The organism is Dysgonomonas termitidis (assembly GCF_042654545.1).
In the GTDB taxonomy this organism is placed as follows: Bacteria; Bacteroidota; Bacteroidia; order Bacteroidales; family Dysgonomonadaceae; genus Dysgonomonas; species Dysgonomonas termitidis.
This window is the reverse complement of record NZ_JBHSGN010000131.1, coordinates 1-22,343: the sequence shown is the minus strand read 5'-3', so window position 1 is coordinate 22,343 and position 22,343 is coordinate 1. Positions and strand designations below refer to the sequence as shown.

Sequence of the window (22,343 nt, the reverse complement as noted above, 5' to 3'; positions counted from 1 at the left end):
TGATAATTAATCTTTTAATTAAATAAATCAGCCAATAGTTGCAACTACTGATTCGCATTAATAAAATCAATATCAAGATGAAACAGAAGAATATCCTTTTGACTCTAAAAAAGTACAGAGTTATCATTTGTTGTATTTTTTTCTTTTGCTCCGCGGGGTCTTATTCTCAGACATTAACAAAAAATGAAATATATGGAAAAGTTATAGATGAGGGTAATATTCCGGTCAGTTTTGCTAATGTTATGATAATAAATCCAAAAGACTCATTAATCATAAATGGTTGTGTAACTGAGATTGACGGTTCTTTTCAAATCAATACCAGTTATCAGGGTGAAATTTTATTGAAGATATCGTTTGTAGGATATAATGATTTTTCACAAATCCATATTTTAGAAAAAGAATCTATTATCAATTGTGGCGAGATCTTATTAAAAACAAACGATCAATTGTTAAGTGAAATTACAGTAACAGGAAAAATACCTTTTGTTTCATATGATAATAATAAGATTGTCGTAAACATAGAAAACAGCATACTGAGCGATGCTGGTTCTATTACTGATATGTTGAGCAGGACACCGGGACTTATTTCAGATGTCGGAGGACAAATATCTGTTATGGGGAAAGGTAGTCCTATTATTTATATTGACAATAAGGAAGTTGTCAACAAAGACGAATTAAACACGCTCCAATCAAATGATATAAGTAAAGTTGAAATTATAAGGAATCCTTCATCCAGGTATAATGCTTCCGGCCAGCCGGTCATTATCATAAGGACAAAGAGATCAAGAAAAGATAATACGATGATTCAACTCTATAATAATTTGACTATCGCAAGAAAAGTGAGTGACAGGGGCGGTTTACAGATAACTCAGAATACAGGCAGATATTCAGGTCTTTACAGTTACTCATATGGCGTATATAATCAGAAGCAATACGCTGATTATTTCCAAACAATATATAATAAGGATTATGCAATGGATAATATTTCAAATGCCATTCAATCTTATTCCAACAAAAATCACAATCTTTTTGCCGGTATAGACTATCAGATCCGTAATAATGATTATTTAGGACTAAAATTTGCGGGAAGTTTCACTGATGATACCAGAGATGAATATAGAAACCAAAAGATTACTAAAAGTAATATATCCGAGAACATAATAAGAGATCTTAATTCTGTCAAAAATAAAAACGACGATTATTATACTATTGACTTCAATTATACAATGAACAGGGATTTTAATACACTGAATCTTAATGCAAGTTATGCACATAAGAAATATTCGGAAAAAACGAATATGGACGAGATTGATATAATTAGTACAGACTATGCGCGGTCTTTAATTAATTCACAAAACAAATATGATGTATATTATCTGTCGGCAGATTATCAATTTGAAGTTATGGGGATAACTTCACAACTTGGAGGTAAATATTCAAAAATAAAAAACAATGGATATAGTGAAAACCACAATCTGAATACGACTAAATTAAACTCTTATGACAGCAATATTACTAACGAAGAAGTTTCAGCAGCCTATCTTAATTTTAGTAAGAATATTAGAGGATTAACCATTGAAACGGGTATCCGCTATGAATATACAGACTCAAAAATTAAAACTTCAGAGAGCTTGGAGCATAACAGGCTGACCTCAAGTAAATTTTTCCCAAATATAGGGCTAAACTATGTTATTTCTCCTAAAGCTGAATTAAATATCAATTATAATAAATCCATTAGCAGGCAGCTTTTTTCACAAATCAATCCGAATGTGATTTATCTTGATTCGTTATCCTATATTATTGGAAATCCGTATTTAAAACCCTCATATTCCGATAATTTCGAAATTGGTTTAATTCTCTGGAAGAAACTTAACTTCACAACGAGTGTTGAAACAGAAAAAAATCCTATCATATTTGTCGGCATTAACGATGATAATAATACTGATATTACAAGATTTACTTATATGAATCTGAATAAAGCAAAATTTTATAATACAGGATTATCATATTCAATAACAAAAGGCAATTATACTTTAGCATTAAACTCTAATCTAATGTTTCCTGATATGACAATAAACTATATGAATAGAGAGAAGAAGATAAGAAAGATGATGTCCTCTTTTACATTCAACAATAGTTACAATATTCCAAATATCGATATTACTGTTTTTCTTAACTTTAATTATAGGGGACCGGGTGATTATGAAATCAGACGGTTTACAGAGCAACATAGCCTAATCGCAGGTGTTCGCAAAAATTTCTTAAAAGACAGGCTGAAAGCAACTATAACTATGTATGATATTTTTCATAAGAATAGTGGAGGTAACTACGATACGGAATATGGCAATATTTCAGAAGGTATGAGAATCAATCAGGATACAAGGTTTTTAAGGATTAGCTTGACTTATACTTTCAATAATATGAAAACACGTGTTAACAATAATTCTGCTAACCAAAAAGAATTAAATAGATTATATTAGTGTGAAATTATTCGCATACTATCAGGCGAATGTGCAAGAAGATCGTTTAATATCATGCAAAGGTCTTCTTTTAATTACTCACATCTCAATACCTATCCTGAATAACAATGGATGTCTGACTAATCCCTTTGATATGAGGTACAAAATTCGGACATTAAATCGAATTACGATATATACTTATTAAGTAAAATAGAAGGTGAGTATTTCTAGGGCTATTCTGTATCCATTTATATATCCAAATTTGTATCTGTTTTCACATTTCCCTTTTGATTTACTTTACAATATTTTAATTTTCAATTGTATTTAAAGATTATGCAGCTACAATTCGCAAAAAGAATGTCCGATATAAAAGCTTCGGAAATAAGGGAAATACTAAAAGTAACAGAACAGGAGGATGTAATCTCGTTTGCAGGGGGCTTGCCTGCTCCGGAGCTTTTTCCTATAGAGGAGATCAATGAAGTAAATCATATAGTTCTTAAAGAAGCAGGAACGAAAGCACTTCAATATACCACAACCGAAGGTTATGTTCCTCTGAGAGACTGGATTGCCAACCGTATGAATCCCCGTCTTAGTACATCATTCGATAAAGACAATATACTGATAACCCATGGTTCACAGCAAGGGCTTGATTTGTCGGGAAAAGTTTTTTTAGATGAAGGAGATATTGTTTTGTGCGAAAGCCCTACTTATTTAGCAGCAATCAGTGCGTTCAGAACCTATGGCTGTAAGTTTATAGAGATACCTACAGATGAATATGGTATGGATATGACAGCATTAGAAAATGTATTGAAAAAAATAAAAGGCATAAAGCTGATCTATGTGATACCCACTTTTCAGAATCCGACGGGTAAGACATGGAATACCGAGAAACGTAAGAAACTGGCTGAATTATCAGCAAAATATAATGTTGCAGTTATCGAAGACAATCCCTATGGTGAATTAAGATTCGAAGGAGAGCATCTGCCTTCTGTAAAATCGTTTGACACAGCAGGAAATGTTTTGTGTACAGGTAGCTTTTCAAAAATATTCTGTCCGGGTTTCCGCATTGGTTGGATTGCAGGGGATAAAGATATTATCCGTAAATATGTCATGGTTAAACAGGGTACAGATTTACAATGCAATACAATTGCCCAAATGGTTATTTCCGAATATCTGAAACGATATGATATAGATGAGCATATAGGAAAAATAGTAGAAGTCTATAAGAAACGTCGTGATGTTGCAGTAGAATGCATAGAGCGTTATTTTCCTCAAAATATAAAGTTTACGCATCCTGAAGGCGGTCTGTTTACATGGATAGAGCTTCCCGAAGCTATTTCAGCACGAGATGTTTTGGAGAAATGTTTGGAACAAAAGGTTGCTTTTGTTCCGGGAGGTTCATTCTTCCCGAATGAGAATCGAGAAAATACATTCAGGATCAATTATTCCAATATGCCGGAAGACGGAATAATAAAAGGACTAAAAATTATAGCAGAAGTAATAAAAGTATATATGAACAAATAACACCTTTTTTCAATATAAACTACGTTTTTATTTTATTTTTGTATACAAAAATGACAATTTCAATCAAAGTCAATTTTCTAATGAAAAAAATATTCATTTTATTTTTGTTTGTTCAAATTCCTTTTTTAGTGAAGGCTCAGACTTTATCTGAATTACAAGACAGTTGCTATTATTATATAGAACATAATGATACCCTATCCTTCAATAATGCTTATGTCAAAATCTTTAATATTTTCGAACAAGAAATGAATCCTGAGATATATTCATTAAAAAACGAACTTCGAAAAATGGGGAATAATGATCAAAGTATCAGGATATTGTTGATGGATTCACAGAAAAAGTATGGGGAAACCGACTTACGTACGAAAAATATTCGTAGAATAATGAATGGGATTGATAGCCTTAATGCCGGGAAGGTGACTCAAATCATCGATAAATACGGATGGTTAAGTAGTGATGATATAGGTGAAGAAGCAAGTGATGCTATTTTCCTTTGCATTCAACATTGTAGTGATGCAACCATACAAAATAAATATTTGCCTGTTTTGGAAGATGCTGTAAAAAAAGGGACTGTAAAAGGTTGGCAATATGCATTTTTAACTGACAGATGCCTTATGAACCAAGGAAAAACTCAAATTTATGGCACTCAAACCATTCTCTCAAAAGATAAAAAAACATATTTAGTTCCTCTCCAAGATATCGAAAATGTGAATAAATTACGGAAAGAAATAGGACTTGAACCCTTAGAGGAATATTTGAGAAGTTTTGGAGAAGACTGGTCAAAAGAAAAATATATGGAAGAGCTTCCCCGATGTAAAGAAATTTACGATAATTGGTATAAGAATAAAAAGTAAATTTTAAGGGAGGCAATCTTTTAGTCAACTAAAAACTGTTAAGTTTTTTGATAATATTCCCCAAACTTATCAAACATTCTTCAATGCCTGGATTCCAACGTTGTCCATAGCTTAGACGCATACAGTTCCGGTATTGGTCTTGTAGTGTAAACATACGCCCGGGGGCAATACTTATTCTTTGTTTCATAGCTCTATAGTAGAGCTTTTCCGTATCTATCTTTTTATTTAGCTCCACCCACATCATGAAGCCTCCCTGTGGTGTTATGATTTTGGTATCTTCAGGAAAGTGTTCCATGACAGATCGCATAAAATGAAGGCTGTTGGTATGTAATTCGTGGCGCAGTTTGCGTAGATGATTCTCATACCTGTCGTTTTCCATGAAGTTGGCAACAGCTTCCTGATTCAGAGTAGGAGTCGAAATTAAATGAATATGTTTCTGACGAATAATAGTTTCCTTAAATTTTCCGGGAGCAATCCATCCAACCCGATAACCGGGTGCTAGTGTTTTTGATACAGATCCACACCATAGCACAAGTCCGCTGTTATCGAAATATTTACATGGTTTAGGACGTGCATTTCCAAAGAATACATCGCCATATAGATCATCTTCAATCAAGGGGATATCGTACTCCGATAGCATATCTACAACTGCTTTTTTATGTTCATCTGGCACACAGCTCCCCATAGGATTACTGAAGTTACTCACAAGTAAGCATACTTTTATTTGTGGTAATACCTCCCGTAACGCATCAAGATCAATACCTGTGATTGGGTTTGTAGGTAATTCCAATACACGGAGTCCCAAGTTTGTCGCTAACTGTAATATTCCGAAATAAACAGGGCTTTCAACAGCGATTGTATCTCCTTTTTGTGTAATCGCAGATAAGGCTAATGAAGTAGAATTGGTAACTCCGGTAGTTGTTACAATGTCGTCTGCTACTAGATCCGCATTCCAACTATATGCAAACCGGGCTATATTTTTTCTTAACCGTATATTCCCTTGCGGATTTTCATATCTGTTTCCGCTACCGGGAAGTGAATGCATCGCTCTGATAAGTTCTTTGTTTAATTTTGCAATGGGTAACAAGGCATCTTCGGGAATACCGAGAGAAAAACGCATTATAGAGTTATCTTCTATGCTGCGATAGACTTCGGAAATCAAGTTTTCATTTCCTTTTCCTGCATATTTGATCGAAGGTTGGGTTGTTTCAGGAGCAGACAAGCGTAACGGCTTATAGTTGACATGTACCCTGATTTAGGACGCGAAATGATGAACCCACCTTTCTCTAATTCATAATAGGCCTGAATAGCTGTATTCAGGCTTACTCCATACTCATGGCTGATAGTGCGCAAGGATGGTAATTTATCTCCCGTTTTCCAGATGGCTAATTTTATCTGGCGGGCAATTGTGTCTGCAATTCCTTGATATAGACTTTCTTTTTTCATATCTGATCTGTATCTTTCAAAGATACCATAAATACATCTGTATCTATAGTTCTATCAAATATTTTCTATAAAGAATTATTACCAAGCTGTATTTTTTTAAGTACCTGTATGAGTTTTAACTTCCAATTGTATTTAAAGATTATGCAGTTACAAATGCAAAAAGGATGTTCGAAATAAAAGCTTCTGAAATAAGGGAGATATTTAAAGTAACCGAACAAAAAGATGTAATATTTTGATTTTTTTTCGGGCTATTAATTGTAATTATCCGGATAATATTTTCTTCTACATAAGTACTTCTACCTCTTCTGTTACGGTTGATGTTGCTTCATTTTGATTTTCAATTTCTCTAAGTTCGTTTTGTATTTTGCGCTCCAATGCTGCCAGTTCTGTTTTTAACCTGTTCAGTTCTTCCATTTTTTTCCATGGCGTATTGACTATTTCCTGCATAACAGCCGTATCTTTCTTTAGCTGGGATATCTCTGTCTGGAATTTAGGAATCAGACTATATATTTTATCGAGTGCTTTTATAAAATTGGTTACAGCAAGCATTGGGTCATGAGCCAGATCACCATTGTTATAGGTGTATTTGCATGCGCCTTCAATATAAAAACGGTTATACTTATATTTTCCGTTATCCATCATATCGGTTTTTACTAATATTATAAAGTTCAGGAGTGAACCGATCCTGACAAATTCACTTTTTGTATCTTTATTCCCGGCAATAAGTACAAGCCGTTGGCCAATCAGTTCCAGGGAATCATTGTATTCGAAGTTATCCAGTTTGACCGGATTGGGTCTGTTTCCGTCTTCATCCTTTGGCAGGTGAGTCTGCACTTCTTGCCAGTCTTTTTCTATACCTGCCAGACGCTCCTGCTTTTTTGCTAATTCGAACATATTGTATTTCAAACTCCATCCGGTAGATTCCAGTTGTTTGTTATAGTTTTTATGTTCACTTTCCAATACACCGATCTTACGCTCCAGTTTTATTTTATCCAATAAATCGGTATTACCGGAAAGGATTGCTACATACTCGGAATAATTCATATTGCCGTCTTCATCCATCGCTCCTTCGTCAATGGTACGTTTGCCCAGTGAATTAGTCTTGAGTTGTGTAATAAAGGTCTGTTTATTTTGTAACAGGTTGAACTTATAAGTATCCAGGCTATTTTCGGATGCATAAATGATATTATCGACTTTATTGCCGGCATAGAGTTTGGCAACCCGGTTTCCTTTGCGCGCTCCCCTACCCCCGCGTTGTTCCAGGTCCTTCGGAGTCCAGGGGATATCCAGGTTATGTGTTCCAATGGTAAAATCAGGAGCATCGACGCCAGTTCCCAAGCTTTTGGTATGACCAAACAGTATCCGTATAATCCCATGCTTAAAATCCGATATCAATGCGGCACGTTGCCTGATATTCTTTGCTTCCTGGATAAAACGGATCTCATTACTACGTATCTTATAATCTTCTACCAGCTTACGCTTTAATTCACTGTAGATATTCCACTCATTTGGTTTATCCGGTTTGAAAGTACCTATATCGCAAAATACAAACTGGGTTCCACGGTGATTATCGTATTGATAATAATAGTCAGCAATTTTTTTTGCCGCCTGAGACAATTTATTATCCGGGTGGTCATGGTATTTTTTCGGATTAATCAGACGCATATCTATGGATGCCTTTCGAGCAAGGTCGGTCACAATCAGCATACGGCCGGAATCTTTTTTATCATATTGAACTCCGGGACGTCCGATCAGCTCTCCGTCTCCGGACTTTGCAAATTCAATCAGTTTTAGTTGAAACTCTGCCTGCTCCGGTGTAGGATGGGTTGTATAGAGAACAATATTATTCTCGGGACGGTCAATATTGATACCCTTAGCTGTACGGTAGTCCGTTATTTCATTGTAGAAATTGGCCAGTTCCGGTACGTTTTTGAAATACCTGAACCTTTCTTTGGATTTGATCTCGTTGGTCACGGTAAACTCGAAATCCGAAATCTTTTTAGCATATACAGCCGCCCATGCATCGAATGTACGGATACCCTGTGCTTCCATTGCCATTGGACGCAGGTATTTAAACAGCAAGTACAATTCGACCAAAGAATTACTGATTGTGGTTCCACTTAAAAAAGTAGCACATAAATCCCTGCCATTACGATATTGCATTGTCCGCAAAGCATACAACAGGTTCAGTGCGCGCTGGCTTCCCTTGGGGTCTCCCAAGCCCGAAACATACCTGTAACGCGTATCAAAACGAAGATTTTTAAATTCATGAGATTCGTCTATCAGCATGTGGTCAATGCCCATTGTGCGGAAATCCACCACATTTTCATCCCTGCGGTCTTCCATCTTTTCAAACAGTTCACGAAGGGTAGATTTCAGGTTTTCCTGCCGTTTTTCCAATCCCTTTAGCATTCCTGCAGAAGCTGATATATTATTCAACCGTTCATAGACTCTCAGGTTCTCTTCAACGGAATCCAACTCTTTCTGGAGAATATCCCGCTGAATCTCCAAAGATTGGGGTATCTTAAAGAATTGTTCATGTGTCAGGATAATCACATCCCAATCATTGTTCTTTATCTTATGAAACAGGCTTTTGCGGTTTTTGGGTTCGAAATCCTTTTCAGATGGGTATAGTACCTTATCATTGGGATAAGCTTTCATATAAGTTTCAGCAATGGTGAAAATATTGGTTTTCAAACCGATGATCATTGGTTTATGAGCCATCTTTAAGCGTTTCATCTCATGTGCCGTAATGCAGATCGTCAGGGTCTTACCGGCACCCACCTCATGATCGACGATCCCCCCGTCATTGGACTTGAGCATCCAGACGGTATCGAACTGGCTGTCATAAGGTTTATCAATACCCAAAGCCTGAAGCTGTAAACCGGGGAAAGTCTGGAATTTTCCGTCATATTTAGGTTTAACACGTGCATTGAATTTCCGGTTATACAAATTGGCTAATTCCCCTTTAGTTTCTATCGGCAGGTCATTCAGGTAATCGGTAAAGCCGCTGCGGATTTCATCAATTTTTGTATTGGTCTGTTGGATGGCATCCAGATCGGGAATACGGATTTCCTGCCCGCTGGCATTATACCGTCCGGATGGCTTGGTAATTTTTGGAAACGTATTGACCAGTGCATGGGAAAGGATCGTCAAACCGCTGACATCATTACTGTCATCGGGTTTTACCGCATATTTCTCCCGGATTTCAACGGTATACTCATTATCCGCGGCAATATGGAAATTATCAATGTCAGCGATGTATTCAATCGTAATCTTTGTATTGAATATCTTGCTCACATATTCATTGTAATAAGAAACAGGGAGCCACCTTTCCCCGAAATTGAAATCAAGATCTGAGAACGGGATGGGTTCAGGGATGGCTTTCCTCAGTGTTTCCAATGATTTTTGGCTCTGTTCAAGATCATCTGCCTCAGGGTTTTCGTTTATATAAGCTTCTATTTCTTCTGATTTGACAATCACATCACCGGATATAAAGCAGGAAGCTATTTCATATTCACCCGATAACGGATTGTAATAGATAATACCTTCCAGCTCATCAATCAATATGTTGTTTTCCTTTCCGCTGATAGCAGACATATAATCCAGGTTGACAATCCCGAATTTATTAATTGAAGAAGCCAGGGCTTCATCCGCTTTTTCTACAAGGATTGTCTTATCAGTCATAAAAGCCACCGGATGGTAGAAGATACCGGCCAGCTGCTTCTTCCCGTTCTCATAGTATTCAAGTGTCAGGATTTCATCCCCGAAGATATCCTGTTGCAACAGCTTGTAATTATCCTTATTGTTTAGTTCTCCGTATTTAGTCGTAAATTCGATGTACCTGTTATTCAATGTTTCGCGTAATTCGGGCAGCTCTCTACGTTCTATTGTTTCTGTCTGATGCAAATGAAAATAAGCTTCACGTAAATTTATATAGGATACTAAACGGCCGGTCAGGTCCTTATTTATTTTTAATGGACTAAACAGATATTCTTTGTCTTCACATTGCTTCTTTTGATTCCACTTGGTTTTTATGGATAAGATACCGACCTGCCCTTCATTTTCCACTAAAACCCCATCTTTGTAAAAATCCATCAGGATACCCTCATACAGACGTGGTTCCAGGCTCTGAGTCCGGATTTCAATGGCATTCTCCGTTATATCGGTTAATGACAAACTAACAGATGTTTTCTGAAGGGACTGTGCTCCGGCTTTTGTCTTTTGTTTTTGGCCGATCTGAGTCCGTTCTTCCTCCGGTATGCCAAATAAATCATAGAGGCTGAATTCTTTTGTTGGGATTAGCTCCTCCTTAACTTCATTGTCTTCGATTATCTCTTCTTCCTTATCAGGTAATATTTCAGCCTTCAAATACGTGTTATAAAGTTCCAAATCCAGATGGATAGCACAATCTTCCCGTATTTTGTTATACAGGTCTGCGGATAATTCATCCATATCCCCCTCATACAGAAAATTAATTGCCGGATACCCGTATTGGTTTTTCCCGAGTGATACGGATGTATGCACTACCCGGCTGAAATCCATATAATAATTATTTATATTAACTTCCCCGAGTTTACGAATGCCCGTAAAACTATATTCCCGGATTGTCTGTTCGGTTTTACCGCTATTCTTCTGAAGGATGATTAAATCGCTGGGAGCCTCGGTATTGGCACTGTCGATAAAGAGATTATCAGGCAGGCGGATAGCAGTTACCAGATTACACCTGTCCATCAGCCATTTTCTCAGATAATCATTTTTAGGGGAATTCATAACACCCTGGGATGTAATAAATGCGATGAGACCTCCCTCGCGCGCAGCATCTACTGCTTTTATAAAGAAATAGCTGTGGATATCCTTACAGGAGCGTTTTTTATCTTCATCCTTACTGCCTGAGAATAAAGGATCATATACCCGGTAATCCCCGAAAGGGATATTGGAGCTTACAACATCAAAATAATCCAGAGAACGTTCATCGATCGTTTCAAAACCTTTATTAAAGATAATATCTTCAGATCTTAGCCGGGACAGGATATCGGCTGTCAGCAGATCCTTTTCAAAGCAGGTAACGGGTGAAGTACCGGAATCATTGAATGCTTTTACAAATGAACCGATACCGGCACTGGGGTCCAAAATACTCCTTGCATGTATTCCTGAATCGTATAATCCGTTCGCAATAGCCCGTGCGACCTGATCCGGCGTATAGAATGCAGTTAATATTGAACTGCGCAGGCTGTTACAATAATCCTTATATGCTGCATCAGATCCGCAGTGTTGCCGGATAATACTGTATAAGAGTTTTGTATCTTCAAACAGGCCTTGTTCTGATGCAGGCCATTTGTTCTTATCCTCCGGACTCTCACACGGTCGTAAAATGCATTTCAAGCCGCCAAAGCCGGAATACTTACTTAAAATTACCTTTACATCATCGTTTGCGTCTTTGCCTTCTTCCTTGAGCCGGAAAGATGTTTGGATAGCCAGAATGTTATCCTGTAAATGTTTCTTTTTACTATATGCCATAAAGCTGTCATTTAAATTTCAGCCGGCTTTTTTTGTCATGTTCCCGAATAGGCAAGGTTTTTTGCAGAAATACACCCTTTAGGGTGGAGATTTCTGTAAAAACCCGAAGGGCATGACCTTGCTATTCATTTGGGACATGACATAGCTTTGCGCGCTGAAATTAAATGGCTGCTTTTTCTCCGATTTAAATCAGAGAACCTAAATCTTCATATTGGAATACAGATGCGTATGGTTGTGGATAAAAAAATAAGCATGTACCGGATCAGGTACATGCTTATCTTCTAAGAATATGATTAGTTTAAGCCTTAATGATTTGTATATTTGAATTGTTCGTCAGTATAACGGTCTCCTACTTCGGGATATTTGGCCAGAATATCATCAATTGCGTTCAGGTCTGCTTGTGAAAGATTTACGTCTACGGCTTTGGCATTTTCCTCTAAATACTTAACTCTCTTTGTTCCGGGAATAGGAATGATATCTTCGCCTTGAGCCAATACCCAGGCCAGGGCTAGCTGGGAAGCTGTTATATCTCTTTGTTCAGCAAATTCGGCAAAAGCAGCTGCCAGTTTATTGTTGTTTTCGAGATTCTTACCCTGATACCGGGGAAGATGTTTGCGGAAGTCATTGCTGGCATCCATCTTAGATACATCTAATCTGTTTGTAATTAATCCTCTGGATAGAGGAGAATAAGGAATAAGTGAGATTCCCAACTCACGGGCGGTAGGTAAGATTTCACGTTCGGGGTCACGGGTCAATACCGAATATTCATATTGCAGAGCAGAAATAGGATGTATGGCATTTGCCTTGCGTATGGTTTGAGCTGAAGCTTCACTGAGTCCTAAATACCTGACTTTCCCTTCTTTTACCAAATCAGCCATTGCTCCGACTGTTTCTTCAACAGGAACATTGACGTCTATACGATGGGCATAATAAAGGTCAATCGTATCGATCTTGAGTCTTTGTAAACTTTTTTCAACAGCCTGCCTGATCCATTGGGGAGAGCAATCAACTTCTGCCCCTCCAAGTCTGGCCTCTTTATCGTACCTGAATCCAAATTTGGTCGCAATAAATACTTTATCTCTATTATCAACCAATACTTTCGATAGTAGTTCCTCATTTGCTCCGGCTCCATACACATCGGCGGTATCCCAAAAATTAATACCTAAATCCAGGGCCTTATGCAGAGTTGCTAAATTGTCCGCTTCATTTGTCGGGCCATAAGCGTAACTCATACCCATGCAACCTAATCCTAAAGACGATAATTGTTCGTCCGTTTTTGCGAGTTGTCTGTACTTCATGATTTTCTGTTTATTTATCTGTTTGATAATACAAAGCTATGTATAAAACGTACAGATGTTGTTGCGATATTCAAAGAAGATAGTATAAAATTCAAACAATGCAGATAAAATTATTTTGTGTGATTACGCACTGAACCCGGAGAAATACCGGTGTTCTTCTTAAAGAAATTATTGAAATAGCTGGGATGTTCGAACCCGAGTCCAAAGGCGATTTCAGAGACTGTCATATCCGTGTGGTTTAAAAGGGCATAGGCCTCTTTTATGATTCTCTCGGAAATGTGTTCCGAGGTTGTTTTTCCGGTGATTTCCTTGACTGTACGGTTCAGATGGTTAACATGCACCGATAGCTGACGGGCAAAATCGTTTGCTGATCGCATGCTAAGTGTATGCTCGGGTATATCCACCGGAAACTGTCTTTCCAGAAGTTCCATAAATAAACTTGATATCCGCTCCGATGCACTGCCCTGAAAGGCATTATTATTAGGGACTTGCATCTTCATCGCTTCATGGATGATCAGGTGAAGATAATTCCGTAGGATATCATATTTATGAATGTATTCGGAGTTGATCTCCTCGATCATTTTGCGATATATAGCAGCTATTTCATCAATTTTTTTCTCATCCAGAAAAAATATTTTATTATCTCCGATTCTAAATAACGGAGAGTCTGCAAGGCTCCGGTTGCGCTCTGAGGATTGTATAAAGTCCTCGGTGAACAGGCAATAATATCCTTCTTGCAGTTCACTTACTGCTTCCCATGCATAGGGAATCAATGGATTGGAGAATAGCAGTGCAGGACGGTCTATTAAGATCCATTTATCGGCATAGAATAACTTTCCATCCCCTATAATCAGGGATACTTTGTAAAAATCGCGTCTACTGTAACCTGAATTACTTGTGCAATATTTTCGTTCAAAGACATTGAAGTGTCCATATTCCGGAGGGATTCCCTTGTTTTGGAATGAAGGATCTTTTTGCTGCCTTGCATAAAAATCATTAATGTTTTCAAATATTTCCATATCTGTAAATATAATAGATTTTTCTTTCTTATAGAAACCACGATCCTCCTTTTTGTAAAACTTATAGTTTACATTATTTTTTGACAACTTATTTCAGGAAAAGACAGAAAACACACACACCTCAAATACGACAAATTACGACAGAATGCGACAATTTACGACAATACATTAACTAACAGCAATTTACCCGAAAATCACTTTTATATTTGATTCGGATTACATGTGATAAATTAATTTTTAAAGTATAATGTATGGCAAAAGAAATAAAGAATGAATCGGCAAAAAAAACACAACAACCGGAAGATAGCCAGGTTTTAGTTGTGGCTGACAAAAAGAACAAAAGCATCGAAGTCGTAAAAGATGCTGATAAAAAAAAGGGGGTTAAGACTGTCCCCCCTATCAAGGAAAGAGAAAATGAGTTCCTGAAGATCGGACATAATTCCGACCCTTCAGATATCCTGCTGACTACTGTTAAGAATTTCTACAGCCAGGCTCGTGATCCGACACAGTTTGCAATATATAAAATACCGTTCAAAACATTCGAATTATTAAAAAACGGCCTGCAAGGGCTATATAATCAATTTAATAATAATCAAAAAAAAGAATCTATGGAAAAAGATCAAAACAAGCAGGATACAATTCCTGAAAACAACACCGACAGAAAATACCGGTTTATGCCTTCACAGATCAACTTCGATCAATTAAAAGATTTAGGTATCACAAAAGAATACCTGGAGCAAAAAGGTTTGTTGGATCAAATGCTGCAAGGCCGGAAAACAAATCAACTGATTCCTATATCCATATCACAGGGAGGAGCCCATGTAACTACCGATGCTAAATTATCATTGCGCCAGGAACAGGATGGTTCTGTTTCCTTAAGAATACATGGGGTAAAAAAAGAGCCGGAACTGGACAGGCCATACTTTGGACACGTTTTTACCGAAGAAGATAAAAACAATTTACGGGAAACTGGCCACTTAGGGCGCGTTGTCGATCTATATGACCGCAATAATCAACTACACCCTTCTTTTATCAGTATTGATCCCCTGACCAAAGAAATCAGCTCTGTCAGGGCTAAAGGTGTATTTATTCCGGATGATGCCAATAACGTTAAACTTATGGATCATGAGAAAGAGGATTTGAGAAACGGGAAAGAGATTTTTGTTGAGGGAATGGTCTCGAAAGCCGGAAAAGAGTTTGATGCCTATCTTCGGGTAGATGCTAATGAAAGGAGGGTTACATATCGCTTCGAGGAAGGCTTATCCAATATCAAGAAAATTGGAGGAGTGGAACTAAATGACCAGCAAAAAACTGACCTGAAAGAAGGAAAAACGATTCTTGTCGAAGGTATGGTCAATAAGCAAACCGGAGAATTACGCGATTCTTATGTAAAGGCCACAGATCTGGAAACTGGGAAATTACAGTTTTCCAATTTCAACCCGGATTCTCCTGCCGAAAGTCGGGAGATTATCATACCTCGATATGTTGGGCAGGTATTATTAACTAATGAAGACCGTAATGACCTTAGTGAAGGAAAATCGATTTTCCTGAAAGACCAGGTAAGAGCTAATGGTGAGACTTATGACAGCTTTGTCCGGCTGCATCCTGCAACAGGTGATATACAACGCAGCAGGACTCCTGATGGTTTCAGTGAAGATGTAAAAGTTGAAATCCCGAAAGAAATATCCGGTGTGAAAGTGACTGCAAAGATGAAAGCCGAAATTCAGGATGGAAAAGTGGTGGAAATCAAAGGGGCGAAAGGAACTGACGGGTCATTTGTACCTACCTTCGTCAGGATCAATAAGGATACAGGACTGCTTAATTTCTTCCGGGAAAATCCCGACAAAGCCAAGAAAACAACAATCAATGGGGATTCGGCTGATACTAAAGCTCAGCAAACAGCGGCTAAGGATGTGAAGAAATCGAAATCCTCAAAGATTAGTTAGTTCCTGAACACTCCTAATAATTTATATGCGATATGCACAAAAAGAAACCATTGGTATTTCCAGAAGAGACAGTAAACTGGAATGAACTGGAAGCGATAGGTATCTATAAGGATGACCTTGAAAAAAAAGGCGAGTTGGAATCGTTATTAAATGGTGAAAAAACAGGCTCGATAAACCTTCATCTGATGTTAAACGGGATAAATATCGACCTGGATGCCACCTTGCAACTGATCCCGCAAGACGATCTATATATCGTTGAAGTCAGGGGTATCTCTCCCGAATAAGACTATAATCATTTATTATTTAGTTCATTAACCGGATTCTCCATATTGTATATGGAGAATCCTTTAAATCTCATTGTTTATATGATAGCGATTATTACCGAAAAACCCAGTGTAGGACAAGATATTGCACGGGTTTTAAATATAACTGAAAAGAAGAACGGATACATGCAAGGTAATGGATATATGCTCACATGGGCGTTCGGGCACTTGATAACACTCGCATATCCCGAAGATTATGGGATAGACAGTTATAACCTGAACAGCTTGCCAATATTACCCGAACCTTTTAAATTGATCCCCCGGAAAACAAAAACAAAAAAAGGTTACCAAACCGATGGTACTGCAAAAAAACAATTGGACGTTATTAAATCGGTTTTCTCCGGATGTGATCGTATAATTGTAGCCACTGATGCTGGTCGGGAAGGAGAACTTATATTCAGATATATCTACAATTATCTGAAATGTAAGAAGCCATTCTCTCGTTTATGGATAAGTTCACTGACTGATAATGCCATTAAGGAAGGATTTCGCCATCTCAAAGACGGCACATGTTACGATAGTATATACCTTTCAGCTGAAGCAAGGAGTAAAGCGGATTGGCTGATGGGTATCAATGCCAGCAGAGCTTTATGCATTTGTTCCGGGGATGGTAATAATTCTCTGGGAAGGGTGCAGACTCCGACTTTAGCCATCATTTGCAAACGTTATCTCGAAGTCCTAAACTTTAAACCGGAACCTTACTGGCAACCGGTTATCAATGTCCAGATTGGCGAGTCTCCTCTATATATCAATACGACTTCACACTACCTAAAAAAGGAGGATGCCGAAAGTATATACCAATTTCTGAAAACCTATTCCACGGTCAAAGTAGAACGGATCGAAAAGAAAACAAATAACCAACAACCGCCCTTATTGCATGATCTGACCAGCCTGCAGAAAGAAGCTAATAAATGCTTTTCAATGACAGCTGATACAACCCTTAATATTGCACAAAAACTTTACGAGGCAAAATTGATCTCTTACCCCCGTACCGGGAGCAGGTATATCCCCAAAGATATATTTGAAAAAATCCCGGAACTGATTGATTCCCTTAAAGAACACCCGGATTATAAAAATCAGGCAAAGTTATTATCTGCAATGAAAACAAAGCTCAATATGAATACAGTGGATGACAAGAAGATCACAGACCATCATGCACTGATAATTACGGAAAATAAACCGGCTAAACTGATTGAGGACGAAAAGAAAATATACGGGTTGATTGCCCAAAGGATGCTTGAGGCGTTTGCCGGTGTTTGTAAAAAATCAATTGTGGACATCGGGCTTGCTTGTGACGATATCAAATTCCATATCAAACAAACATCAATAGAAGACAAAGGTTGGACCAATCTTTTTGGGGCTGATCCGGATAACAGGGATGAATCCGGAAACATTATAGACTTGTCTTCGATTAAAGAAGGTGATTATCTGCAAATTCTGGGACATAATTTAGTTGAAAAGAAGACTAAACCGAAAGCCTTGTATAATGACTCAAGCTTGCTGGGAGCTATGGAAGCTTGCGGTAAAGATATTGAAGATGAAGAAGCCCGAAAAGCAATCAAAGATGTAGGCATCGGTACGCCGGCAACCAGGGCTTCCATTATTGAAACTTTGATGGATAGAGGATATACAGAAAGAGATAATAAAAATATAATTCCTACAAAAAAGGGGTTGGACCTTTATAAAGCAATAAAACTGATGCGCATTGCAGACGTAGAGATGACCGGAGGTTGGGAAAGCGGGCTTGCTAAAATTGAGGTAACACCTGATTATTATAACTCTTTTATGGGCGGGATATTGATATATACCAAACAGGTCGTAGATGAAATTACCAGTGTTATAAAAGCTGAGAATACAAAAAACGAAACTCCTTATGTTTGTCCAAGATGCAGGCTGGGTAAAGTTACATTTTATAACAAAGTAATCAAATGCAACTATTCTAAATGTAACCTGACCCTTTACCGTGAGCTTTGCGGGAAAAAACTAACCGATAATCAGCTAAAGGAACTCTTTAGAACAGGAAAATCGCCTCTGATTAAAGGGTTCAATGGTAAAAACGGGAAAGCTTTCGATGCTTATATTAAATTCGACAGTATCGGTAATTTTCATTTCTCTTTTCCCGATAAAGAAAATCGGATTAAAAAATAACTGTCAATTTCCCATCTTATGAAAGATATCAGTTTAAGAAATAAGGTCATGGCAATATTCCTTGATAAAAACGGGAAGATTTTCCCGAATGCAAACGATGATTGTAGCCAAATCTATTTTTGTGAAATTCCACTAAAAGGAGATATAGTTTGTCTTGAATTGGATATTCACGATGCATTAATAGATGAAGATATAAAGTATCTTATCCCATTTCTTGAGGAATTCTATCCTGAACATAAAGGAGCCTGTTATAAATTTGAAGTACAACAAAGATATGTAAGTAGATCCGGGGGAGAATCTTGGGTGAGTATCTTTTTAAAGTATATAGGTTAGTATTGACCGCAGTTCTTCTATATATTCGCATATTTTTGGAATTTTGAATTCAAAAGAGAGGCATCCGTGACGGACACCTCTCTTTCTTTAATACATATATTATTTCCTTATTTGTTTCTGTCCGGTAATTTTACTTAAATCCGGAAGAAAATAAAAGATATCTGTGCGTTCCTGCCTTGGGTTACCTGCAGGGAAAACATATGAATAACGACATTCCACAGGTTGTAACAGTACCTTATCCACGTTTAATCCATCATAACGGCTTTTAAAATTCAATTGTTTTACAGAATCTATACTATTGTTTAATTGATCAATCGTATTCATAAATCCGTCAATAATGACCTGTGATTTGAATCTTGCCTTTTTCTCTATTTCCATGTATTCCAAAGACATTTTTAGGAGTGTCTCCTGCCTCTTTATATATGCCTTATTATCGTCTTCAAAGGTATTTTTTAAGAAATTAATGCTATCAGAAACAGTTATCGGTGGTAATTCTTTTATTTCGATTGATTCGAACTGGCAGTCGGTAAAAACACCTTGTTTATTAGTTTGAGCATACTCACGGATTAATTTTTCATATTCATTTTTTTGTGAACATGAAAAAATAGAAACAATAATAAAAATAAATAGCAGCTTTTTCATAAATATATTTTTAAGGGATAACTTAGTATTTTGGGTATAAAAATAGATAATTTATATTTAATACATACTATATGTATAGCATTTTATTTATCGAAACTTCATTGTTTATTTTCTTTAATGGCCTCCAAGTTAGTCAATGAATTTATCAGGTTCCGGACTCAATTACAGCTTAAAATTATTTTATAAGTTATTTTTCAATATCTCAAGTATATAAAGTCATTTTTAATAAATCTACATATAATAAGAAACTTAAATAATTCCACGCATTATATAGTGGACGGAAAAGATTTATTCTAATCACTTATATCAAAGATATATAGGCAATATGTTTGTAGACTTATAAGATACCCTTTCTTTTATCCTGATTAAAGTATAAAAAAAACCGCAAGAATATATTCTCACGGTTACTGTTGATTGATAAATAATAATCAGATCCTTAATTAAAATACATATCGGGGGTTATAGTCGTAATCTTCTTCCCTTTCTCTTTCATCTCATAGAACTTCTTCAATCGTTTACTCATTGTTGAGTCATGCTCAACATTCTGGTCGCCATCACTCTCTTCGCTTTCAGCTTCTTCTCCTTCTGAAAGTAATTCACCTTTCTTTTTACTAATAAATTCTAGGATTTTTTTCTTCTCTTTTTCGAATTTCTTGTTGGACTGATCTATAGGATTAAGGCTTACACGGGCTGAGATTATTCCGACCTTTATTTTTAAATCCATAACGTATGTTTTACCTTCCTCCAGGTTTGCATCTACATAAAATGTATTTTCTCCTTTGGCTATAAATACATGTTCTCCGGGATCACACTCATAGGCAAAATATTTTTTTAATCCCAGTTTTCCCAGAAATATATCACCGTCATAAATACTGAATTTTACCAATAAAGCCGCCGTTTCACGCCTGGCAATATATACCATGCATTTACCTTTGCCTGGTTTAGCCAGTATATCTTCTGTCTGCATTGGTTCCGTCTCCTGCGCAAACGTATTTGCAGACAGAAGAATAAATAAAAGGAATAGTAATTTTTTCATTTTGTTCTAAAGCTTAGAAATCCTGTAACCATTAAACTTGAAACACTCATCCTGTCCGTTACACCGTACATCTCAAATGAACCTGCGGTAACAGACAATTTCAGGCCTGTGCCGACGTTTTCGCTCAGGCGGTATTCACAGGCAATATTAGCATTAATACCAAACACCGTTTTCTCTATTTTTGCATAGCTCCCACTTATTTCTGCATCTCCCGAATAAAATATAGGGCCAAAACCCAAACCAGAATAGAAACCCCATTTATTATTTATGTAACGGCCGTTACATGTTGCCCCAAGGAAAAACATTTTATCCGTTTCTCTCATATTTATATTCTTCATATCGTCACTACTGTATCTGGTGAAACTTCCATTTAACCCGATCCCAATGAATTCATGAAAATAATATTGGGTTTCAATGTCCAAATTATAGCCATGTCTTAAATCGGAGGTAAAATCTTTGACAGCTTGGTTTCCGGCATCCAAATTCTCTCCAAGCCAGTAAGCATAGCCTCCGCCAACAGTAAAGCGAAAATTCTTATAATTTTCATTTTCCGTAGTAATATTACTGCTTACTTTTCTCGAAACCAGCCTTCCGGAATTCTGTGCTGATAAATACACTGTGGAAAAGAACATGAAAAGGAATGAAATAAATAAAATACATTTCTTCATAATAATCTTTCTTAGGTTTATATTTGTGGTGTTAGTATTTATTTCAGGTTTAACAATAGAACGTGTCAAATCTAATAATATTTTTTATAATACTATATATATATTATTATATTTAATACTCATTTAATTTTTAGAAAATATAGAACATCTATATAGATTATATTATTTGAAGTTTTTTCAATGTCGATAAAAAAAGCTGCATCATTTATACAGATGCCACAAATAAATTATATGGGTTTATTTTGTTTCTTTTTTTAAGTTCCGATTTTCAAACTCGTCAATAATAATTTGATTTACTTCAATCTTCACCCGTTTATAGTTCATATCAATTTGTTCCTGCATCCGGTCTACGCCATTTGCATCTACAAAGTTTACAATTTGAGGAATTGGAATATACCTGCTGGTTTCTGACTTTACAGTATCATTATCGATAATTATCTGTGCATGAAAGATTTTCTGATCAATCCGTTCATCGAAATTATCCGAAACAGAGCCGACAAACATCCCCTGTGTAAGGTTGGAAATCTTTGATGCAGGAATCAATGAATCGAGCTGTGTATTGATAGAAGTAGATATATCCTGTCTGCTGATTGACATCGATTGACGTTTTTGCAATACTTTTCCAAACCTTTCCGACAAGTTTTTAGCCGTATCCCCTACTACCTGACCGGAGAATATATTTCCAACGGTATTCTGGATCACTTTGGCTTCTTTATCGCCATAATCTCTGATTAGCTGGGAATAATCCTGGAAACCCAGGCACACGGCAACTTTATTGCTTCTGGCCGTAGCAATCAGGTTATCCAAACCTCTGAAATAGATAGTTGGTAATTCATCTATAATAACCGAGGACTTCAATTGCCCCTTTTTATTAATGAGTTTTACAATACGGGAATTATATAAACCCAAAGCTGCGGAGTAGATATTCTGCCGATCCGGATTGTTCCCGACACAAAGGATTTTAGGTTCATTCGGGTTATTGATATCAAGTGAGAAGTCATCACCCGTCATAACCCAATAAAGTTGTGGCGAAATCATTCTCGAAAGAGGAATTTTTGCACTTGCAATCTGGCCATAGGCTAAGCACCCGGCGCCTTGCCACTTTTCACGGTGGTAGGTTTCCAAGC

The 22,343-nt window shown here is 36.9% G+C and carries 14 protein-coding genes and 1 pseudogene; 7 read left to right on the top strand and 8 right to left on the bottom strand.

Features of this window, described 5'->3' with window-relative positions; translation table 11 throughout:
* The first annotated feature begins 77 nt into the window (after positions 1-77).
* The 3 genes from ACFO6W_RS21770 (at position 78) to ACFO6W_RS21760 (ending at position 4,837) form a co-directional block, all read left to right on the top strand.
* Entirely contained in the window at positions 78-2,480 is a 2,403-nt protein-coding gene (locus tag ACFO6W_RS21770) for a TonB-dependent receptor domain-containing protein (protein WP_380000425.1), read from the top strand.
* A 312-nt stretch (positions 2,481-2,792) separates the two neighbouring features.
* The gene (locus ACFO6W_RS21765; RefSeq protein ID WP_380000423.1) at positions 2,793-3,983 is read left to right on the top strand and encodes an aminotransferase-like domain-containing protein; all 1,191 of its coding nucleotides are present in this window, start codon (positions 2,793-2,795) and stop codon (positions 3,981-3,983) included.
* Positions 3,984-4,063: 80 nt separating this feature from the next.
* Positions 4,064-4,837 carry a DUF6624 domain-containing protein gene (locus ACFO6W_RS21760; protein WP_380000421.1) on the top strand — a complete coding sequence of 258 codons (774 nt, stop codon included), beginning with the start codon at positions 4,064-4,066 and terminating at the stop codon, positions 4,835-4,837.
* A gap of 28 nt (positions 4,838-4,865) precedes the next feature.
* On the opposite strand, the pseudogene ACFO6W_RS21755 reads toward ACFO6W_RS21760, so the two are convergent.
* The 4 genes and pseudogenes from ACFO6W_RS21755 to ACFO6W_RS21740 all read right to left on the bottom strand — a co-directional run bounded on the left by ACFO6W_RS21755 (position 4,866) and on the right by ACFO6W_RS21740 (position 14,120).
* Positions 4,866-6,283, bottom strand: a pseudogene (locus ACFO6W_RS21755) (aminotransferase-like domain-containing protein).
* Between the two features lie 282 nt (positions 6,284-6,565).
* Positions 6,566-11,803: an N-6 DNA methylase gene (locus tag ACFO6W_RS21750; RefSeq protein WP_380000419.1), complete on the bottom strand. Its 5,238-nt coding sequence runs from the start codon at positions 11,801-11,803 to the stop codon at positions 6,566-6,568.
* A 305-nt stretch (positions 11,804-12,108) separates the two neighbouring features.
* Complete coding sequence (locus tag ACFO6W_RS21745; protein ID WP_380000416.1) at positions 12,109-13,101, bottom strand: aldo/keto reductase; 993 nt, start codon at positions 13,099-13,101, stop codon at positions 12,109-12,111.
* A 110-nt stretch (positions 13,102-13,211) separates the two neighbouring features.
* Positions 13,212-14,120, bottom strand: coding sequence for a helix-turn-helix domain-containing protein (locus ACFO6W_RS21740; RefSeq protein WP_459952248.1), 909 nt, complete (start codon positions 14,118-14,120; stop codon positions 13,212-13,214).
* A 251-nt stretch (positions 14,121-14,371) separates the two neighbouring features.
* Here ACFO6W_RS21740 and ACFO6W_RS21735 point away from each other — a divergent pair, with 251 nt between their 5' ends.
* From ACFO6W_RS21735 to ACFO6W_RS21720, 4 genes are all read left to right on the top strand, one after another.
* Positions 14,372-16,066: a DUF3945 domain-containing protein gene (locus tag ACFO6W_RS21735; protein ID WP_380000414.1), complete on the top strand. Its 1,695-nt coding sequence runs from the start codon at positions 14,372-14,374 to the stop codon at positions 16,064-16,066.
* A 32-nt stretch (positions 16,067-16,098) separates the two neighbouring features.
* The gene (locus tag ACFO6W_RS21730; protein WP_380000412.1) at positions 16,099-16,350 is read left to right on the top strand and encodes a DUF4099 domain-containing protein; all 252 of its coding nucleotides are present in this window, start codon (positions 16,099-16,101) and stop codon (positions 16,348-16,350) included.
* 81 nt (positions 16,351-16,431) lie between these two features.
* The gene (locus tag ACFO6W_RS21725) at positions 16,432-18,537 is read left to right on the top strand and encodes a type IA DNA topoisomerase (protein ID WP_380000427.1); all 2,106 of its coding nucleotides are present in this window, start codon (positions 16,432-16,434) and stop codon (positions 18,535-18,537) included.
* 18 nt (positions 18,538-18,555) lie between these two features.
* On the top strand, positions 18,556-18,870 hold the full coding sequence (locus tag ACFO6W_RS21720) for a hypothetical protein (RefSeq protein ID WP_380000410.1): 315 nt from the start codon (positions 18,556-18,558) through the stop codon (positions 18,868-18,870).
* Between the two features lie 99 nt (positions 18,871-18,969).
* Here ACFO6W_RS21720 and ACFO6W_RS21715 read toward each other — a convergent pair whose 3' ends face one another.
* From ACFO6W_RS21715 to ACFO6W_RS21700, 4 genes are all read right to left on the bottom strand, one after another.
* Positions 18,970-19,512, bottom strand: coding sequence for a hypothetical protein (locus tag ACFO6W_RS21715; RefSeq protein ID WP_380000408.1), 543 nt, complete (start codon positions 19,510-19,512; stop codon positions 18,970-18,972).
* Between the two features lie 436 nt (positions 19,513-19,948).
* Positions 19,949-20,548, bottom strand: coding sequence for a hypothetical protein (locus ACFO6W_RS21710; RefSeq protein ID WP_380000405.1), 600 nt, complete (start codon positions 20,546-20,548; stop codon positions 19,949-19,951).
* Entirely contained in the window at positions 20,545-21,216 is a 672-nt protein-coding gene (locus ACFO6W_RS21705) for a hypothetical protein (RefSeq protein ID WP_380000403.1), read from the bottom strand. Before ACFO6W_RS21705 ends, ACFO6W_RS21710 begins: the two co-directional genes overlap by 4 nt.
* 237 nt (positions 21,217-21,453) lie before the next feature.
* A partial coding sequence (locus ACFO6W_RS21700; RefSeq protein ID WP_380000401.1) for a TraM recognition domain-containing protein occupies positions 21,454-22,343 on the bottom strand: 890 nt, incomplete at its 5' end.